The organism is Zobellia roscoffensis, assembly GCF_015330165.1.
Taxonomy (GTDB): Bacteria; Bacteroidota; Bacteroidia; order Flavobacteriales; family Flavobacteriaceae; genus Zobellia; species Zobellia roscoffensis.
In genome coordinates this window covers 4,868,246-4,886,203 of the sequence record NZ_JADDXT010000002.1, presented here as the reverse complement: position 1 = coordinate 4,886,203, position 17,958 = coordinate 4,868,246, and the positions used below count along the sequence as shown (strand labels likewise).

The window sequence follows — 17,958 nt, the reverse complement described above, 5'->3', positions numbered from 1 at the left end:
AATTGTTTAGCAAAAATCACAATTAGGAATTCTATTCTTTATCATTATTTTTAAAGTAAAATATGTCTGCAAATTTTTTTGTTGTTCTTCCTTTTCTTCTGTTGGTTACATTAATTGTTTGGCGAATTTGGTTCTATAAAAAAGAGATTGATTTAAAAGGTTTTACCCAAGATTGGCGAGATATACTGAATAAGAAAGTATCTTTTTATGCTGATTTGCCTCTTACGGATAAGTTTCGTTTTGAGGAGGAAATATTATATTTTTTTGATGATGTTACTATCACAGGTGTGAAGATTGAAATTAATGACCTAGATCGTTTATTAGTAGCTGCTAGTGCTGTCATACCTCTTTTCGGTTTCCCTGAATTACGCTACCGAAACATTAATGAAGTATTGCTTTATAAAGGTAGTTTTAATGAAGATAACCAGACGGAAGGAGAAGGACGTAATATTTTGGGTAAGGTGGGATCGGGAAATATGAATCGCCTGATGATTTTATCACTACCTGCACTTCGCGCGGGGTTTGAAAACGAAAACTCTAAATCTAATGTGGGCATTCATGAATTTGTTCATTTAATAGATAAGGCAGATGGTGCGGTAGACGGTATTCCTGAAAGTTTAATGCAAAAACAGTACGTTGCTCCTTGGTTAAAATTAATGCACAAAGAGATTGATAATATTAGAGAAAGAGAATCGGACATTAATCCTTATGGGGCTACCAATGAAGTAGAGTTTTTGAGTGTAGCTAGTGAGTATTTTTTTAACAACCCTAAGACCTTTCAAAAAAAGCACCCGGAACTTTATGACTTAATGAAGAAAATGTATCGGTTTACTCGATAATCGAGATTAAATGCTCCGAGGCTTGCCTCGAAATTAAGGTGTATTCCTTTTAATGTCTCGCGGGCTAGCCCCGAGGTAGTTTACTTCTTAATTTATAATTCCTATAGACGGGAACGTATAAAGTTGATTTTCAATATTTATATTTATAGTTCAAAGAAGATATATTAGTATGAAAACCACCAAACCACCATTAAATCAATACCTTTTTATTACACTTATTTTAATAAGTATTCTTCTCACGAGTTGTCAAACAAAAACTAAAAAAAACGAAAAAGAAGTTGCATTTTCTTCAGAAATAGAATTGCCCAAACGTCCTAATATTTTGTGGTTGGTTACGGAAGATATGGGTCCGTACATACCTTCTTTTGGAGACTCAACAATTGTAACACCTAATCTAAGTCGCCTAGCTAAAGAAGGTGTTGTATATCCTAATATGTATTCAATTTCTGGGGTTTGTGCCCCAAGTAGAGCAGCTATTACTACAGGAATGTATCCGTCTAGTATTGGAGCTAGTCATATGCGGACTACATCCTATACAGAGGAGACAGGTTTGCCATCTTACGGGGCGGTTCCTCCAGCAGAGGTTCGGATGGTTAGTGAGTTACTTCGTATAAATGGATACTACTGTACGAATAATGATAAAGAAGATTATCAATTTAAAGCTCCCAAAACGGCTTGGGATGAAAGTAGTCCTTACGCACATTGGCGAAATAAGGGTGAGGATCAGCCTTTCTTTTCAGTGTTCAATTTTACTGATACGCATGAATCCGGGTTATTTGAGCCTTATGGATTTAAACATATAGAAACAAGGCATTATCAATCAGGGAATAGAGATTATATTTGGGATTCGGGTAGGATGTCTGAAGAAGAAACTCCAGAACACTTGTCTAAAGACACGAAGTTTAATATTCCTCCGTATTTGCCGGATACGCCCAAGGTGCGTCGCGATATGTGGAAGATGTACAACAACATTGCAGAAATGGATAGGCAAGTTGGTGCGGTGTTAAAACAGTTGGAGGAAGATGGACTTTTAGAAAGTACCATTATCTTTTTCTATGGTGATCATGGAGGACCATTACCAAGGGAAAAACGTTTGGTTTATGATTCTGGATTAAATACACCTATGATTATAAGGTTTCCCGACAAACAGCATTCAGAAACTATAGATAAAGAACTGCTAAGTTTTGTGGATTTTGCGCCAACTTTACTGTCTTTAATAGGAATTGAACCGCCTAGTTATTTACAAGGTCAGGCTTTTTTAGGAGAATATAAGGCGAAAAAGGAACGTGAATATATCCATGGAGCAGCAGACCGTTTTGATGGATTTACGGACGCCATCCGTGCGGTACGCGATGGTCAATTTAAATATATAAGAAACTATAGACCTGATCAAGGTTATTACTTGCCTGTTGAATACCGGGAAAGGATTCCCACCATGCAAGAATTATTGCGATTACGGGATGAAGGAAATTTAGATAGTATTCAAGCCCTTTGGTTTAGAGAGCAAAAAGATGCTGAAGAATTATATGACTGTAAGACCGATCCGTACGAAGTGAACAATTTGGCAAAAGACCCTATTTATAAAAATAAGCTGGAAGAATTACGAATAGAAATGGACCAATGGCTCGCAATAATAGAAGATGAACCTAATCTTCCAGAAAGAGATTTGATTGCCAAATTATGGAAAGGTAAAGAAAACCAACCTGTAACAGCAGACCCGCAGATTGCAAATTCGAGTAATGAAATTACCCTTAAGTGTTCTACAAATGGAGCTTCATTAGGGTACAAAATTATAGACGCAGATGGAACTATCCCAAAAGTATGGTCCGTTTACCTAAAACCATTTAAAATTCCAGAAGGAAACAAAGTAATTGCGCAGGCCTATAGAATTGGTTTTGAGCCTAGTAAAGTGGTGGAGTAGGGAGAACATGGTACGGATAATATCTAGTCTTGAATGTATTGAGCTATCCATCATAATTTCTATCTGGCCGCTATTTTTTTGTAACCGTAAGTGAATCTGGTTTGATAAATCTTGTCAATCAGATTCGTAATATTTGAATTAGGGGATGATATTGGTGTATATCCTATAATGAAGTCCTTTTAAAACAACTGTTGGGAGTTACATGAATTTCTATAGATTTTCAAGTGCTAGGTGAAACAGCGGCCCGCTTGATTATGGGTAAGAAAAAATAGAAGGTAAAAAACCCATTTCACTTTATAGATAGGAATTCTATTTAATGAAATAGGTTTTAAATACTTTAAATAAATGTGTTTGGTGAAAGAATAATTATAAGTAACCTAAATACTCGATTTTGTCTAAATTTTTGTGAGTTTTTTGTTCATAGAGCTCATAGATTAAACCGTCTTTTAGTCCCACTTTGGGTACAAGAATTTGATCACTTGCCATTTCTTTTAGTACCCTCAAATAAATTTCGGAAGCAGGAATAATAACATCTGCGCGATCCGGATTCATTTTTAGAATGGACATTCGTTGCTCATATGTAAACTCGTTTACATATGCTCTTAACGCTTTCAATTCGGCAAAAGATATAGCCATATTAGAGGCTTTGTTGGCCAATCCGTAGAGTTTGTTAATATTTCCTCCGGTACCAATACCTACTATGTTTTTGGACTTGTAAAAGCTAGTAGAATGTATCCATTCTTTCATAGAAAGAAAAACGGCCGCACGTTCTTTAGTGGTTAACTGGCGGACCGATCCTATTTTAAAAGACCTACTTTGTAAAAGTTTTCCTCCTTCAAGTAAATTTAGTTCGGTACTACCACCACCCACATCAATATGCACGTATTTTCTATTTTGTAAAGTTGGTTTTATGGCTTTATTAAGAATAGTAGCTTCCTTCTTTCCGGTAATGATATTGATTTTCATTCCCACTTCTTTCATAATATGGCTACTAACTTCCTTTCCGTTGCTAGCTTCCCTCATGGCAGATGTAGCTACCGCGTAGTAATCTTCAACCTCATATAAATCAATGAGATGTTTAAAGGTGCTCATGAGCTTAATGAACTTTTCTTTTGTTGGTTCGGATATTTTTCCTTGAGAAAATACATCGTGACCTAAGCGTAAAGGGAAACGTAATAATTGTAGATTCTTAAAGCTGATTAAATCGGCTTCTTCATATACTTTTATGACTTGGAGCCGTATAGCGTTGGACCCTATATCTATTGATGCTAATTTCATATAGTTGTGTTTTATTTTTATGTCTTTTCCTAAACCATTAGACTAAACGGAATACAACAAGATGGTTTCTTAAAAGTACCTACTTACATTGAACATAGTTTAATAATTACAAATATGCAGAATCTAAAACATCCGTTTCTAAAATGTTCAACACTTTTTTGGAAGTTCAAGTACATATGGGACAGCCAATGAAAATGGAGGTTAGAAATATACGATTAAAGAATTTGTAGACGGTTTGTATTTTGTTTAAAATTATTGATCAATTAAGTCTCAGTTTTCCGTGAATTTGTAAATTCACGGAAATAGAGAATCTAAATTATCTTTAGGAAGATAAAAGAAACAAGAACAATGAGTGAATTACAAGATTTTCAAAAATTAGTAATAGCTAATGCTTCGCAAGTTAAAGGGTTAACCATAGGAGATAAGGCTCCTGACTTTACTTTGCCCAATGCAATGGGTAATGATGTTTCACTTTCTGAAATGCTTAAAACAGGTATTGTAATTATCAAATTCTACCGTGGTGAATGGTGTCCTATTTGCAATCTAGATTTAAGGGAAGTTCAAAATAACCTATCTGAAATAAAATCATTTGGGGCATCTTTTTTGGCAATAAGCCCACAAAAACCAGATGATGCATTAACAGCAAAGGAAAAGAATAACTTAGATTTTGAAGTTTTAAGTGATGCTTCTCAAAAAGTGATAAAAGCCTATAATCTTCAGTTTGATCCAGGAGAAGACTATCATAGCCGCAGAGACTTAACCCTTCTAAATGGAAATGGATTAAAAACCCTGCCCGTTCCAGCTACTTTTATAATCAATACGAGTCAAATAATTGAAGCCGCACATGTTGAAGCTAATTATACGGAAAGAATGGGTGTGTCTGAGATTTTAGAGACTCTTAAAGTATTGGTTAAAAAATCGTAGAATCATCAACTAGAATTAGTCGCATCAATTTGCAGGATAGAACAGGGTTTCAGAAGTCTATATACCGCAAATTTTAGAAATGTTTTAACCACTTAGTTTAATCTAAAAACCTAATTTAATTAGCTTACAGATAACCTGTGTATTTCTGTAATTTATTGTTCTGACTCTTTAGTTCTTCAATTTTAAACATTGTTATTGCCCACAGAGTATATTTTAGATTGCCCTTTACCTTCAAATTAACATTTGCATATAGCTACATAGAGGTGTTTTTTATTAACTTAACTTTTTTACAGTTAAGACATCTGTTCATATGCTGTTACTGTTTAGGGTTATTGACCAAACTTGAAACATGAAATCCGCGATACTCTTTATGAGAAAACTATTAGTATTGTATGTATGCCTTTTAAGCATATTAAATTGGCATGCTACCGCTCAAGAAATAAAGCAAAAATTAGATTTTTATAAGATTAAAGATGGTATATCTCAGGTAGGTGTACATACCATTACTCAAGATAAAGATGGTTTTGTTTGGATAGGCACCCATGGTTCGGGTGTTTATAGGTATGATGGAATGGATTATGTGTCGTATAAACCCAAAGATTATAAAAGCAAGACACTTACTAGTAACTTTGTGTACTGTAGTTATTTAGATGCTAAAAATAGGTTTTGGGTAGGTACAAATATAGGTCTTGCGCTCTATGATCGTGAAAATGATGAGTTTCGTCATATTCCTTTGGTAAATAAGGATAATATAAATCAAGGAAATATTGGTATAATAAGCCTGCAGGGAGATGGTAATGGAAACCTATATATGGGTACCGGAGAACAGGGTGTGTTTTTAATGGACTTAGATACGCTTATCCTTGAAAGGTTGCCGTTCAATAACCCTAGACCCGATAATTATCTTGCGGTTTCTGAAATAAAAATAACTGACCTTGGTACCATTTATGCAGCAACTAGTAGTGGTCTTTTAGAGGTAGATTCAAAAAATAAACGTGTTGATTTTGCCTTGTTTAGAGATGGGAACAGAGCACGTACCATTACTGCAGGTCTTCAATCGTTATTTATTGATACGGATGGAACTATATGGGCGGGATCTATTTCAAATGGAATTTACAAAGTAAAATTATCCAGTGAAAACCAAACGCCTACAGTTGAGAATTTTAAGGTCACAAGAAAAAACATCTTTGCTATTGCAGAATCTGCTGATGGCGAAATTTTACTTGGAACAGAGAATGACGGGCTCTACAATTTAAATAAAAATGGAGAAGTTGTTCGGCACTCTCTCTTTGACAAGAATGATGAGAAAAGTATTTTATCCAATTCCGTATGGTCATTATATCTCGATAAGGACTCAAGAATGTGGGTGGGTTTCTACAACAGAGGTATTGTGGTGTATGATAAATTTTACAATAAGTTTAGTGAAATTCAGAGTGTATATAATAAGCCAAATTCTTTGCAGATTAGTTCGGTTACGGCTATTGTTGAAGATGACCAAAATAGGATGTGGATAGCCATGGAAGGCGGAGGAATTGATGTCTGGGAAAGGTCAACCAACACTTTTACTCATATAAATACGGGTGATAGTTCTGAATATAATGGATTGACCAGTGATTATATTCAGACCTTGTTCATTGATAGTCAGTTTAATATTTGGGTAGGAAGTTGGGACCAAGGCTTGTTTTTTTTAAAGAAAGGTTCAAAACAATTCATCAATTATAAATTTCCGATTCTAAGCGATAGAAAAGGGTCTAGAGCTATCATGAGTTTCACGGAAGATGCAAAGGGCACAGTTTGGATCGGAACATTCAACCAGGGGTTATATTCTTTTCAGTTGAATGATGTAAGTGCCGCGAACTTTACGGATTCGTCTTTTGTATCACATCAATTGGTAAACAACTACATCAACAAGGTTGTGGTAGACAGGGAAAAAACAGTTTGGGTTGCAACTACCAACGGTCTGATAAAAATGAGAAAGGATAGCAGTGGTGCATACGAAGCCATTCTTATGAACCATTTTTTGCAGGACGACCCATCTATCAGTTCAAACCATTATGATATTGTATCGTTGTTTATTGATGATGATATATTATGGGCAGGCACTAGAGGCTTAGGCTTATTAAGGTTCGACACAGGAGAAAATACAGCTCTTTGGTATGGTCAATCCAACGGGTTAACCATGCCCAATATAATAGGCATAACAAATGACTCAAAAGGTAATTTATGGTTAGATGGTAATTCAGGCATAGTTATGTTTAATACAGCTACTAAAGAGTTTACCAATTATACCAAGAGAGATGGTCTTGTTTCCTATGATTATAACAAGAATGCCGTATACAAAGACAATAAAGGCAGATTGTATTTTGGAGGAAATGAGGGAGTTGATTATTTTAATCCGGATAACATCAATATTTTAGAAACACCGCCTTCGGTATATTTAAAAAACTTTAAACTGTTTAATGAAACCGTACTGCCGGACAATGATGACTCTCCTTTACACAAAGCATTTTCTCAAACCGACAGCCTTACGTTAAACAGTGAACAGTCTGTATTTACAATAGAATATTCAGGAATAAGTTTTACAAGGCCGGAAGAGAATCAATACGCATATTATCTAGATGGTTATGAAGAAGATTGGAATTATGTAGATGAAGCCCGTAGTGCAACCTATACAAACCTAGACGCGGGCCATTATATTTTTAAAGTGAAAGCGGCCAATAATGATGGTGTGTGGAGCAAGACCCCGGTAACCCTTCACATAGAAATCTTACCTCCTTGGTGGAGGAATAATTGGGCCTTGTTCGTTTATTTTCTAATTATTCTAGGATTTCTGAGTTTGTTGCGAAGGTTTGAGAAAAAACGAATTATAGATAAGCAGCAAGTTGAAAATGAACGGCAAAAAAGGGTTAGGGAAGAAGAGCTGCATAAAGAAAGAATACAATTCTTTACCAATGTAGCTCATGAATTTAGTTCTCCACTTACATTGATATTAAATCCGATAAAGGATATTTTGAGTGAGAAAGATGATAATTATTCAAACCGCCTAAGGCTAAAACATTTAACAATATATAAAAACACGGAACGCTTAATACGTTTAATAAACGAGTTACTGGATTTTAGTAAACTAGAGTCGGATAAGATTAAAGTTCAAGCAAGCAGGCTGAATATAGTTCCGTTCATAAAAGAGGTATCAAACCATTTTAAAGAAGAAGCACTTTCTAATCATATTGATTTGACAGTGAATACAGAAAATGAGGTGATATGGGTATGGGCGGATGAAGGAATGCTGGAAAAAATTGTTTTTAATTTACTATCTAATGCATTTAAAGTAACCCCTGACGGCGGAAAAATAGTAGTAGAGATAAAAGAAACTGACAATGGTATAGAATTTAAGGTAGCAGATACCGGTCCTGGATTAAAAGAAGGAGAGCTAGAGAAACTTTTTGAAAGGTTTTATCAAGGAGAACCTCTAAACAAAGGATATTATAGCGGAGCAGGAATTGGGTTGGAGCTCGTTCATAGTTTTGTAAAACTTCATAAGGGTAGTGTAGATGTAAAAAGTAAATTAGGTGAAGGGTCAACTTTTAGCGTAATTCTACCCGCTGGTAAGAATCATTTTAAAGCGTCCGAAATTAGTATTACAAACGGAAAGTTGTCATCAATAAAACCAGACCTTGTAAAAGCTACTAATGCGCAAGAATCTATATTTCCAACTAGAACGGAAAGAAAGGCAAAAACTCTATTAATTGTAGAAGATGATACAGAGCTAAGAAATTATTTAAAGAATGAGTTTAAAGGAGAGTATAAGGTTGTGGTGTCCAAAAATGGTGCCGATGGCTTAAAATTGGCACAGGAAATACTTCCGGATGTAATTATTACAGATGTAATAATGCCAGAAATGAACGGATACGATTTTTGTGAGGCCATAAGATCAGACATTAAAACCAGTCATATTCCAGTAATGATGCTTACGGCAAATGCGAAGATAGACGATAGAATTTCTGGGATAGAAAAAGGCGCAGACGTGTATTTAGTAAAGCCTTTTGATATGAAATTGGTAAGACATCATCTTAGTCAGCTTATTCATAGCAGAGAAGTGATTTATAAAAAGTACTTCAAATCTATGGGAGAGATTCAAGATGATGCCAGTATAACTTCCTTGGACAAAGCATTTATAGAAAAAGCCATTAATTATATTCATGAAAATATTACAAGTCCTTCCCTAGGGGTAGAATCTTTAGCTTCTCATTTAAACCTTAGTAGGAGTCAGTTGTATAGGAAAACAAAGGCACTTACCAATCAGACAGCAAATGAATTTATTAGGAACCAAAGGTTACAGAAAGCGAAGACGCTTCTAGAAAATGGGAATTCAGATTTGAACGATATTTGTAACCTTGTTGGTTTTTCATCTACTTCCTACTTCACACAAAGGTTTAAGGATTATTTTGGGGTTTCCCCAGCAGAAATAAAGCAGGAAAACGTTTAATAATCATTAGGAAGTCGCCTTAATTTACTTAGTTAAGAGTTAGGGTGTTTTCAGGTGCTTTTAAGTTATTGATTATTAAAATTTTGGCTTTTGTGTTCTTCTATTTTAACTTTTTGTTAGGTCCAACTGTCTTCTCCCTTTCTCCGGTTATATTTCTTAAAATAGCAAAGAAGAATGAGGTTGAATTGAGATATTGCTGTGCTACTAAATCAGGATTCAGTCTCAATAAGTGGTTATTTTTTAACAAAAACACATATTGATCATCTTATTTTTAGGAAATAGTGATCATAAACAGCCTACCTAACAATTCTATAAAATCACGAATGTTGCATAATTTTTCACAAATGTTGCGATCTGCATCAAATGAATAAAATTCGCAACAAATGAGAGTTAAGCGGCATCATTCCTGTTTTTGTTTATTTGATTTTTTTTTAACATTTACAACTCCAAATTCATAATTAACCAAAGTCGAAAATGGCATGTTCTAAATTTCACGGAATAGTCATGCATTTAAAACCCGTTTTAGGCTTAACGCTAACATCATGTTATTGTAATATTTATGGTTTGGAGAAGAGGAGTGATTGCTACATTCCTTTTTAATAAAGAGCATTTTTAAAAAATATCAACCCACACTACCGCGGTATGAAAAAACGGATTCCTTGTACAAAACAGTCTATATTGTGTTTTGATTTTTATATGAAAATCAAACTTCTGGTAATGGTTGTTTTGTTTTTCCCTATTGCACTTATAGCAAATGATCTTCCACAAGACCTTATAACAGTAACTGGAACAATTACCGAAGAAGATACAGGACAACCGATTATAGGTGCCAGTGTACTTTTACAAGGCACCACCAAAGGGGTTATGACCGATTTTGATGGTAACTATTCTATAGATGTTCCTGAGGATGGTACGTTAATAATCAGTTATATTGGTTACGCCAAGCAAATCATTAAGGTGGCGTCTCGAACCGGAATAGATGTGGTTATGGCATCAGAGGCTTCTGAGTTAGATGAGGTTATTGTGGTTGGTTATGGTACGCAAACCAAAGAAAGTGTAGTTGGCTCCATTGCGCAAGTTTCTGGTGCTGATCTTATGCAATCAGGTGGTGTGTCTACTGTTGGTCAGGCATTGACCGGTCGTTTGCCTGGTGTAACCACGGTGTCATCAACAGGCCGTCCGGGAGAAGAATCACCTCAGATATTCATTCGTGGGCAAAGTTCTTGGAACGGTGGAGGTCAACCGCTAATCTTGGTAGATGGTATAGAGCGTAGTATGAACGATATAGACTCTGGAGATATAGAAAGTCTATCCGTTTTAAAAGATGCTTCTGCAACGGCGGTGTATGGGGTAAAGGGTGCAAATGGAGTTATCCTTATCACAACAAAAAGGGGTAGACAAGGAAAGGCGCAACTATCGCTTACTGCAAGTTCAGCTATAAAAACACTTTCTAGAATCCCGGATAAATATGACTCTTACAACAGTTTGGTCGTTGCTAATGAAGCCATTGAGCGAACGGTGCCGGTGCGTGAAGAAGCATGGCGAAGTTATACGCCCGTGGATATCTTGGAGAAATACCGTAATCCTGCAAATGATTTAGAGCGGAGTATTTATCCAGATGTTGATTGGGTAGATGCCATGCAAAAAGATTTTGCCACTGATTATAGAGTAAACTTATCTGTTGCCGGTGGAACAAAATCAGTAAAATATTTTGGAGCTCTTTCCTATCAACACGTAGGTGATATTTTTGATGCGGGAGGTTTTGATAACGGAAGGGATTATAAAACAAACTTTAACTATAACCGTTTTAATTACAGAAGTAATATTGACTTTGATATTACGCCAACCACACGTTTATCGGTCAATCTTTCTGGTTACTACGGTTTACAAAATACAAACCAAGCGGATCCCCAATTACTATATAGTAGTATCTACTCGTTAGCGCCTAACTTATATACGCCTATTTATGAAGATGGTACCTACGGCAGGGCTATTACAGAGAATTTTGAATTGAGTAACCCTGCCGTAATACTAACCGCAAAGGGGTTTACTAAAAATCATAGAGTTCAAGTCAATAGTGACTTTATATTGGACCAAAAATTAGATTTTCTTTTAAAAGGTCTAAGCTTCACGGGGCGCTTGTCCTATGATAACAATTTTAGGGGAGAAGGCGGAATTGTAGAAGATAACCCAGGCGGATTGGATAACGTGGTTTATAAAATCTATGATCAAGATGGCACCGAGCAAATTGTTTCTCCAGTGGGTACAAATCAGTTTGACTTTGTTTTGAATCCTTGGGAACAGAACGGTCTTGCCATTCAAGACTGGGAAACTAGTAGACGTCTTTTCTATCAACTTTCCTTTAACTATAATAGAACTTTTGCCGAAAAGCATAATACTACGGTGTTAATGTTAATGAACAGGGAAGAGTATGCCATTGGTAGTATGTTTCCTAGATATCGTGAAGATTGGGTTGCTCGGGCAACATATAACTATGATAGTCGATATTTTATTGATGTAAACGGAGCTTATAACGGATCTGAGAAATATGGCCCTGGTTATAAATTCGAATTGTTTCCGTCAGTTGCATTAGGTTGGATGTTGAGTAACGAACCTTTTATGGAGTCGGTTTCCTGGTTGGATAAGTTTAAGATAAGAGGTTCCTATGGTGTTGTAGGAGATGATAGTGCTGGTGAAAGATGGGCTTACCTCTCACAATGGTCCAGTGGTGGTACGGCATTCCTAAATAACGTTAATCCATACGGTAATCAATCCCCGTATACTTTCCGCTCAGAGGATATTATCGGTAATCCTAATCTACAGTGGGAAACCTCGGAGAAAGCCAATATAGGTTTTGAATTATCCGTACTTAAAAATAGCCTTTCTCTAGAAGTGGATGTTTTTAAGGAAGATCGACATGACATCATCGTACCTGCCGATTCCCGTAGTGTTCCCAGTTTCTTTGGCTTCCAACCAGCAGATTTTAATATTGGGGAAACTACGGTAGAGGGAATTGAAATTTCATTGGATTATAAAAAGCAATTGACCCAAAATTGGGATGTCTGGTCAAATTTCGCTTTTACCAAAGCAAAGGATGAAATTATCTTTAAAGAAGATCCTTTATTAAAGCCCAGTTATCAAAAAGAAGAAGGTTTTGCAATTGGCCAGCCAAGAGTGAATATTAGGGGAGATATCTTAACATCTTGGGATGATGTGTATGGAGCAACCCCACAAGAGAATAGCCAGGAAACAAGAAGACCAGGGTATTATGATGAAATTGACTTTAATGGCGATGGGGTGATAAATGCAGATGATGCAGTGCCTTTTGGTTATACGGTAAGACCGCAAAACACCTATAATTTAACGCTGGGCACGGGATATAAGAACTTATCGTTTATGGTGCAGTTTTACGGGGTAAGCAATGCAACCAAAAACTATACGGATAGAACCTTTATGCTCGAAACCCCGTTATTCTTTGAAGAGAAATCTGATTATTGGAGTGTAGATAATCCAGATGGAGAAGAAGTGCTTCCGGCCTGGCTTGGAACTGGTGGTGGCACGGACCCGTATCGAAACTGGTACGATGCCTCTTTTGTGAGACTCAAAAATATAGAATTGGCCTATACCTTTAAAGCGAAAAATGGAAGTAATTATAGGGTTTACGTGAGTGGTAATGATTTGGCCTTCTGGTCAGATCTACCAGATGACAGGCAAGATAACACGGGGCCAACGGCATCGGAATATCGTGGTGACTACCCTACGTTCAAAAGATACAACATAGGTCTAAACATTAACTTTTAATATAGTAAACAATGCGTAAGATATTCAAACTGATATTTGGAATATGTTTTCTGGGAATATTCGCCTCTTGTGAAGATTACCTAGATAAATCCATAGAGACAGAGCTAACGGAAGAGGAAGTGTTTAAAAATTTTGATAGCGCTCAAGGTTTCGTGGAAGAAATGTATGCCATGATCGTAGATTACAGCACGGCGGCACACTGGCAACATTTTCACTGTTATGCAGAAGATGCAGTTGGTATTGATACATGGCAATTTGACTATGCCATAGACGAAGGACGGTACTGGGAATGGCAAAGAAGCGGTCCGGGAAGCATGTTTGACGGAAATACCAATACAAGTGCGGAATTACCTTTTGATAGGGCCAAGTTATGGCCAAGTAGTTGGGCCGGTCTTAGAAAATCAAATATTGTTATTGCCGATGCAGATAGTTTAATGACTGATGCCACGCAAATAGAGAAGGATGTGGTTTTAGGACAGGCTCACTTTTTTAGAGCGTTCTTTCATCATGAAATCATGAAGTTCTGGGGAAGCATTCCATACATTGATCGTGTGTTGGATGATGATTGGAAGATAGAAAGACCGGCAGATTGGTCGGAAACGGCACTAAAAATAGATGAAGATTTTCAAAAGGCCGTTGATTTACTTCCTGTTGATTGGGATGACCCAGACTTTGAGCCAGGCTTAAAATCAAGGGGAGAGAATATGTTCAGGCTCACTAAGGGTGCAGCGTTGTCTTTAAAAGCAAAGAATCTGTTATATGCGGCAAGTCCTTTAATGCAAAATAGCGCTAGTACGTATGATTATGATACAGAGTTGGCAAAACGCGCGGCGGATACGTTTGCCGAGGTATTAAAAATGTCTAGATATAGTCTAACGCCTTGGGATGAATATGAGAGTGTTTTCTATTCTACTCAAGGTAGATACCCATATTCCTCAGAATATATTTTTAGTCAAGCAGGGTCTGTGGGCTGGTTCCAAAATTTCCTGTCCACTAACTGGCAACTTGGGGCTATTGGTCAGAACAACCTAGCTTCATTCCCAACACACAATTACATTCAGGACAATTTTGGTATGAGTGACGGTTTGTCTATTGAGGATAGTCCGCTTTATGACCCTGCGAACCCTTGGGAGAATAGAGACCCTAGACTTTATAAATGGCTTGTTATAGATGGTGACCAAATGGTAGAAAATCTAGGTGCAGCTACAGGTGAAAATGAGGTACATCGGTACGCTCAATTCTATAAGGATGGTGCTCACCGTTACCCGAATAAAGGAAATGGCTCAAGAACGGGTTATGTAGCCAAAAAATGGTTCCCGGTTGGCTTCAACAATTTTGACAATCAAGGGGTTTTCGCATGGCGATTGCATGTACGGTTAACCGATGTATATCTCATGTATGCCGAGGCTGCTCTAGTTGCTTACGGAATTAATGGAAAACCGGCAGATTTTGATTTATCGGCGTTAGACGCTATTAATAAAATTAGGGAAAGAGCCGTACCGGACGGTAGTTTAAATGTAAAACCTGAATATCTAACAAGTGATACTGCATTTATGGACGAAATACGTCGCGAGCGTGCTGTAGAATTGTCGTATGAATCGCACCGTTGGATGGATATTAGAAGATGGAAGCTGGGTACTCAAGAAAAATATAAGCTTAAAACAGAGATAATTTTTGACCGTAATGCAGAAGGCAAACCTATAAATTTTGTCGAAAGGGTTCTAAGGACCAAAGTCTTTGAAGACAAGCACTATTGGCTGCCTTTCCCTAAAAATGATACTGAAATATATGAAGGTTTCCCACAAAACCCAGGTTGGTAATTAAAACTGTTTATACCACTAGTCAATAACCATACTTTATGATACAATTGAATATACTTACAAAACTTCTGCTCGGTGGATGCCTCTGTATGCTGTGCTGTCTATCGGTAACGGCACAAACTATAGATTCGACCAGTACGGTGGTTTTAGAGAACCAACCGGATGAGTTAGAGTCTAATTTGCAAGAAGAAGTACACTTAGGGTTCCAAACAACTACAAAACATGATATTATCGGTTCTTCCTCAACTGTTAAACCTGGTGATTTTCTAAAATTTGATACTACCCAATGGGTGCGTGATGCCTTAGGTGGTAGATTAACCGGATTAAGAGGAGGCAGCAGTATTCGCGGGCTGGGGGAAGCTTTAATAGTAGTAGATGGTATTCCTGGCCGTAGTATAGACCTTTTAAATATGGAAGAGATTGAGGAAATTACTATTTTAAAAGATGCTAACGTTTCCGCTCTCTATGGTGCAATGGCGCGTAATGGTGTTATAGTGGTAACGACCAAACGTGGTTCTACTGAAACACAATTTAATATTAGTGCCAGTACCGGGGTAAGATTACCTATTAGTATGCCCAATTATTTGAACTCGGCAGACTACATGGAGTATTTCAATGAAGCACGTGCCAATGATGGTTTAGGTGAAATATATAGTACTGAACAAATACAAAACCACAGAAGTGGTATCAACCCATACAGGTATCCAAATGTGGATTTTTATAATGACGGAAACTTTAATCCTCTTACACCATATTCAAATGTAACAGCGGATTTTTCGGGGGGTTCTGACAATACCAAATTTTATATTAACCTAGGTTTTAAATCTGATGGTAGTTTTCAATCGGTAAGCGAAGAAAATGATAAAGGGGCCAAACGGTTCAATGTTCGTGGTAATATAGATTTTAAAGTAAATGATTGGATTAAAAGTAGCTTAGATGTAGTTGCTATAATCGATAAGAAGAAAAGCTCACGTAGTAGTATTTATACTTTGGGTAGTATTATCAGACCTAATTTATATTCGCCATTATTACCTATTAGTGAGATAGATTATTCAGAAAATCCTGAGTTACGAGGTGTGGTTGATGCGGCCAATCAATATGACGGATTTCTTTTGGGAGGAACTCAGGTTTATAACGGAGGTGCCATCGCAGAAATTTACGCGGGCGGTTACCAAACGAACATGACACGTATGAGCCAAGTAAACAATGCTATAGATTTTGATTTAAGTGCAATCACTGAAGGGTTGTCGGCAAAAAGCTATGTGAGTTTTGATTTCTATAATGTGTACAATCTAAGTGTTCAGAATGAATATGCAGTTTATGAGCCTACCTGGAACGATGATAACAAAATCATCGATTTGGTCAATGTAAGAGATAACGATCTTAAAGACCAAGTGGAAAACGTGAATACAGATGTCTTTGCAATCAGGTACGGTTTTTATGGTTTGCTCAATTACGAAAAACAGTTAAATGAGGATCATGCCATAGATGCATCGCTAATCGGTTTTGCAAATAATACGTATGTGCGTGATGAGAAACAATCGGCTAAAAATAGTCATGTGGCTTTAAGCTTGAATTATGATTATAAGAAAAAGATTTACGCAAATTTTAGTGGAGCATATGTAAACTCGGTGAAATTGGCTGACGGTAATAGAGCAAAGCTTGCGCCTACAGTGGGTCTAGCCTATGTACTAACGGAAGAACCTTCTTTAAAAGACTCGTCTTGGTTGAATTATTTTAAATTGAGAACATCCATGGGTGTAGTGTACTCTGATTTAGGTATTCAAGACTATTTTCTTTATGATGCTATTTATCAGCAAGATGGTGGAGGCTACAGCTGGGGAGATACTAATGGTGCAGGGTACAACAATGCTTCTACAAAAATTTTACGGGGTCAAAATCCAAATTTAGACTTTGAAAAAAGAACCGACTATACTTTAGGTTTTGAGGCGTTGCTGTTCAATAAGATGTGGTTAGAGGGCAATGTTTTTCAATCTATTATAGGGGAGCAGGTGATAAGGGCTTCTACTTTGTATCCTGATTATTATAACTCGTTTAGACCCTACAGTAACTTTAATAAAGACCAGTACTCAGGTTTTGAAGTAGGGATGAATTATCGTACAAAAACAGAGAATTCTACTTTTGATATTGGAGCAAGGGCCTTATATACTACTTCAAAAAGAACTATAGTTGATGAGGTTTATGAAGATGAGTATCAGAATAGAAAAGGCACCCCTGTAGATGCCATTTGGGGGCTTGAATCCTTAGGCTTGTTCGGTGTTGATGAATTTAATGAAGACGGGAGTTTAACGGGAAATCTGCCCACACAATACGGAACGGTCAAACCCGGTGATATTAAATATAAAGACCAAAATGGGGATAATGTGGTCAATGATCAAGATATAGTCCAAATTGGGCGTTATGCAGCACCATGGAGCTTTGGGTCGGATATTACGTGGTCCTATAAAGCCTTTACCTTCTTTGCACTTTTAACTGCGGAAATTGGTGGTGACGGTATGTTGTCAGGAAATTATTATAGGCCACAGGGCGATGCAAAATATTCAGATGTAGTTGAAGGTAGATGGACGGAAGCAACTGCCGATACGGCAACCTTTCCTAGACTTTCTTCTACCGGAAACACCAACAATTTTGAAAAAAATTCTACCTATTGGATGTATAGCAACGATAATTTTAGAATACAGAGAGTTCAGTTAACTTTCGATCTACCTTCTCAATTGGTAGATAAATTGAAGATGAAGGATATTAATTTGTTTACTTCGGTCTCAAATCTTGCGGAGTTTTCTAAGAATAAGGATGTAAGACAATTGCAGCTCGGTTTTAATCCAATGTTCCGTTATTATTCCTTTGGGGCAAGAATGAAATTTTAAT

8 protein-coding genes are annotated in these 17,958 nt (G+C 36.8%); 7 read left to right on the top strand and 1 reads right to left on the bottom strand.

Annotated elements, in window-relative coordinates; all coding sequences use genetic code 11:
• The first annotated feature begins 62 nt into the window (after positions 1-62).
• Positions 63-839: a M90 family metallopeptidase gene (locus IWC72_RS19850; protein WP_194531001.1), complete on the top strand. Its 777-nt coding sequence runs from the start codon at positions 63-65 to the stop codon at positions 837-839.
• Between the two features lie 169 nt (positions 840-1,008).
• Entirely contained in the window at positions 1,009-2,760 is a 1,752-nt protein-coding gene (locus IWC72_RS19845; RefSeq protein ID WP_194531000.1) for a sulfatase-like hydrolase/transferase, read from the top strand.
• Between the two features lie 366 nt (positions 2,761-3,126).
• Here the strand turns inward: IWC72_RS19845 and IWC72_RS19840 are convergent, their stop codons facing one another.
• Positions 3,127-4,038: a Ppx/GppA phosphatase family protein gene (locus tag IWC72_RS19840; protein WP_194530999.1), complete on the bottom strand. Its 912-nt coding sequence runs from the start codon at positions 4,036-4,038 to the stop codon at positions 3,127-3,129.
• A 348-nt stretch (positions 4,039-4,386) separates the two neighbouring features.
• Here IWC72_RS19840 and IWC72_RS19835 point away from each other — a divergent pair, with 348 nt between their 5' ends.
• The 5 genes from IWC72_RS19835 (at position 4,387) to IWC72_RS19815 (ending at position 17,957) form a co-directional block, all read left to right on the top strand.
• A complete protein-coding gene (locus tag IWC72_RS19835) occupies positions 4,387-4,962 on the top strand; it encodes a peroxiredoxin-like family protein (protein WP_194530998.1) in 576 nt (191 codons plus the stop codon).
• Between the two features lie 370 nt (positions 4,963-5,332).
• Entirely contained in the window at positions 5,333-9,448 is a 4,116-nt protein-coding gene (locus IWC72_RS19830; protein WP_194530997.1) for a hybrid sensor histidine kinase/response regulator transcription factor, read from the top strand.
• A 696-nt stretch (positions 9,449-10,144) separates the two neighbouring features.
• Positions 10,145-13,249 (top strand): SusC/RagA family TonB-linked outer membrane protein, encoded by a 3,105-nt coding sequence (locus IWC72_RS19825; RefSeq protein ID WP_194530996.1) that lies wholly within the window; start codon positions 10,145-10,147, stop codon positions 13,247-13,249.
• An 11-nt stretch (positions 13,250-13,260) separates the two neighbouring features.
• Entirely contained in the window at positions 13,261-15,069 is a 1,809-nt protein-coding gene (locus IWC72_RS19820; protein ID WP_194530995.1) for a RagB/SusD family nutrient uptake outer membrane protein, read from the top strand.
• 38 nt (positions 15,070-15,107) lie between these two features.
• A complete protein-coding gene (locus tag IWC72_RS19815) occupies positions 15,108-17,957 on the top strand; it encodes a SusC/RagA family TonB-linked outer membrane protein (RefSeq protein ID WP_194530994.1) in 2,850 nt (949 codons plus the stop codon).
• Position 17,958 lies beyond the last annotated feature (1 nt).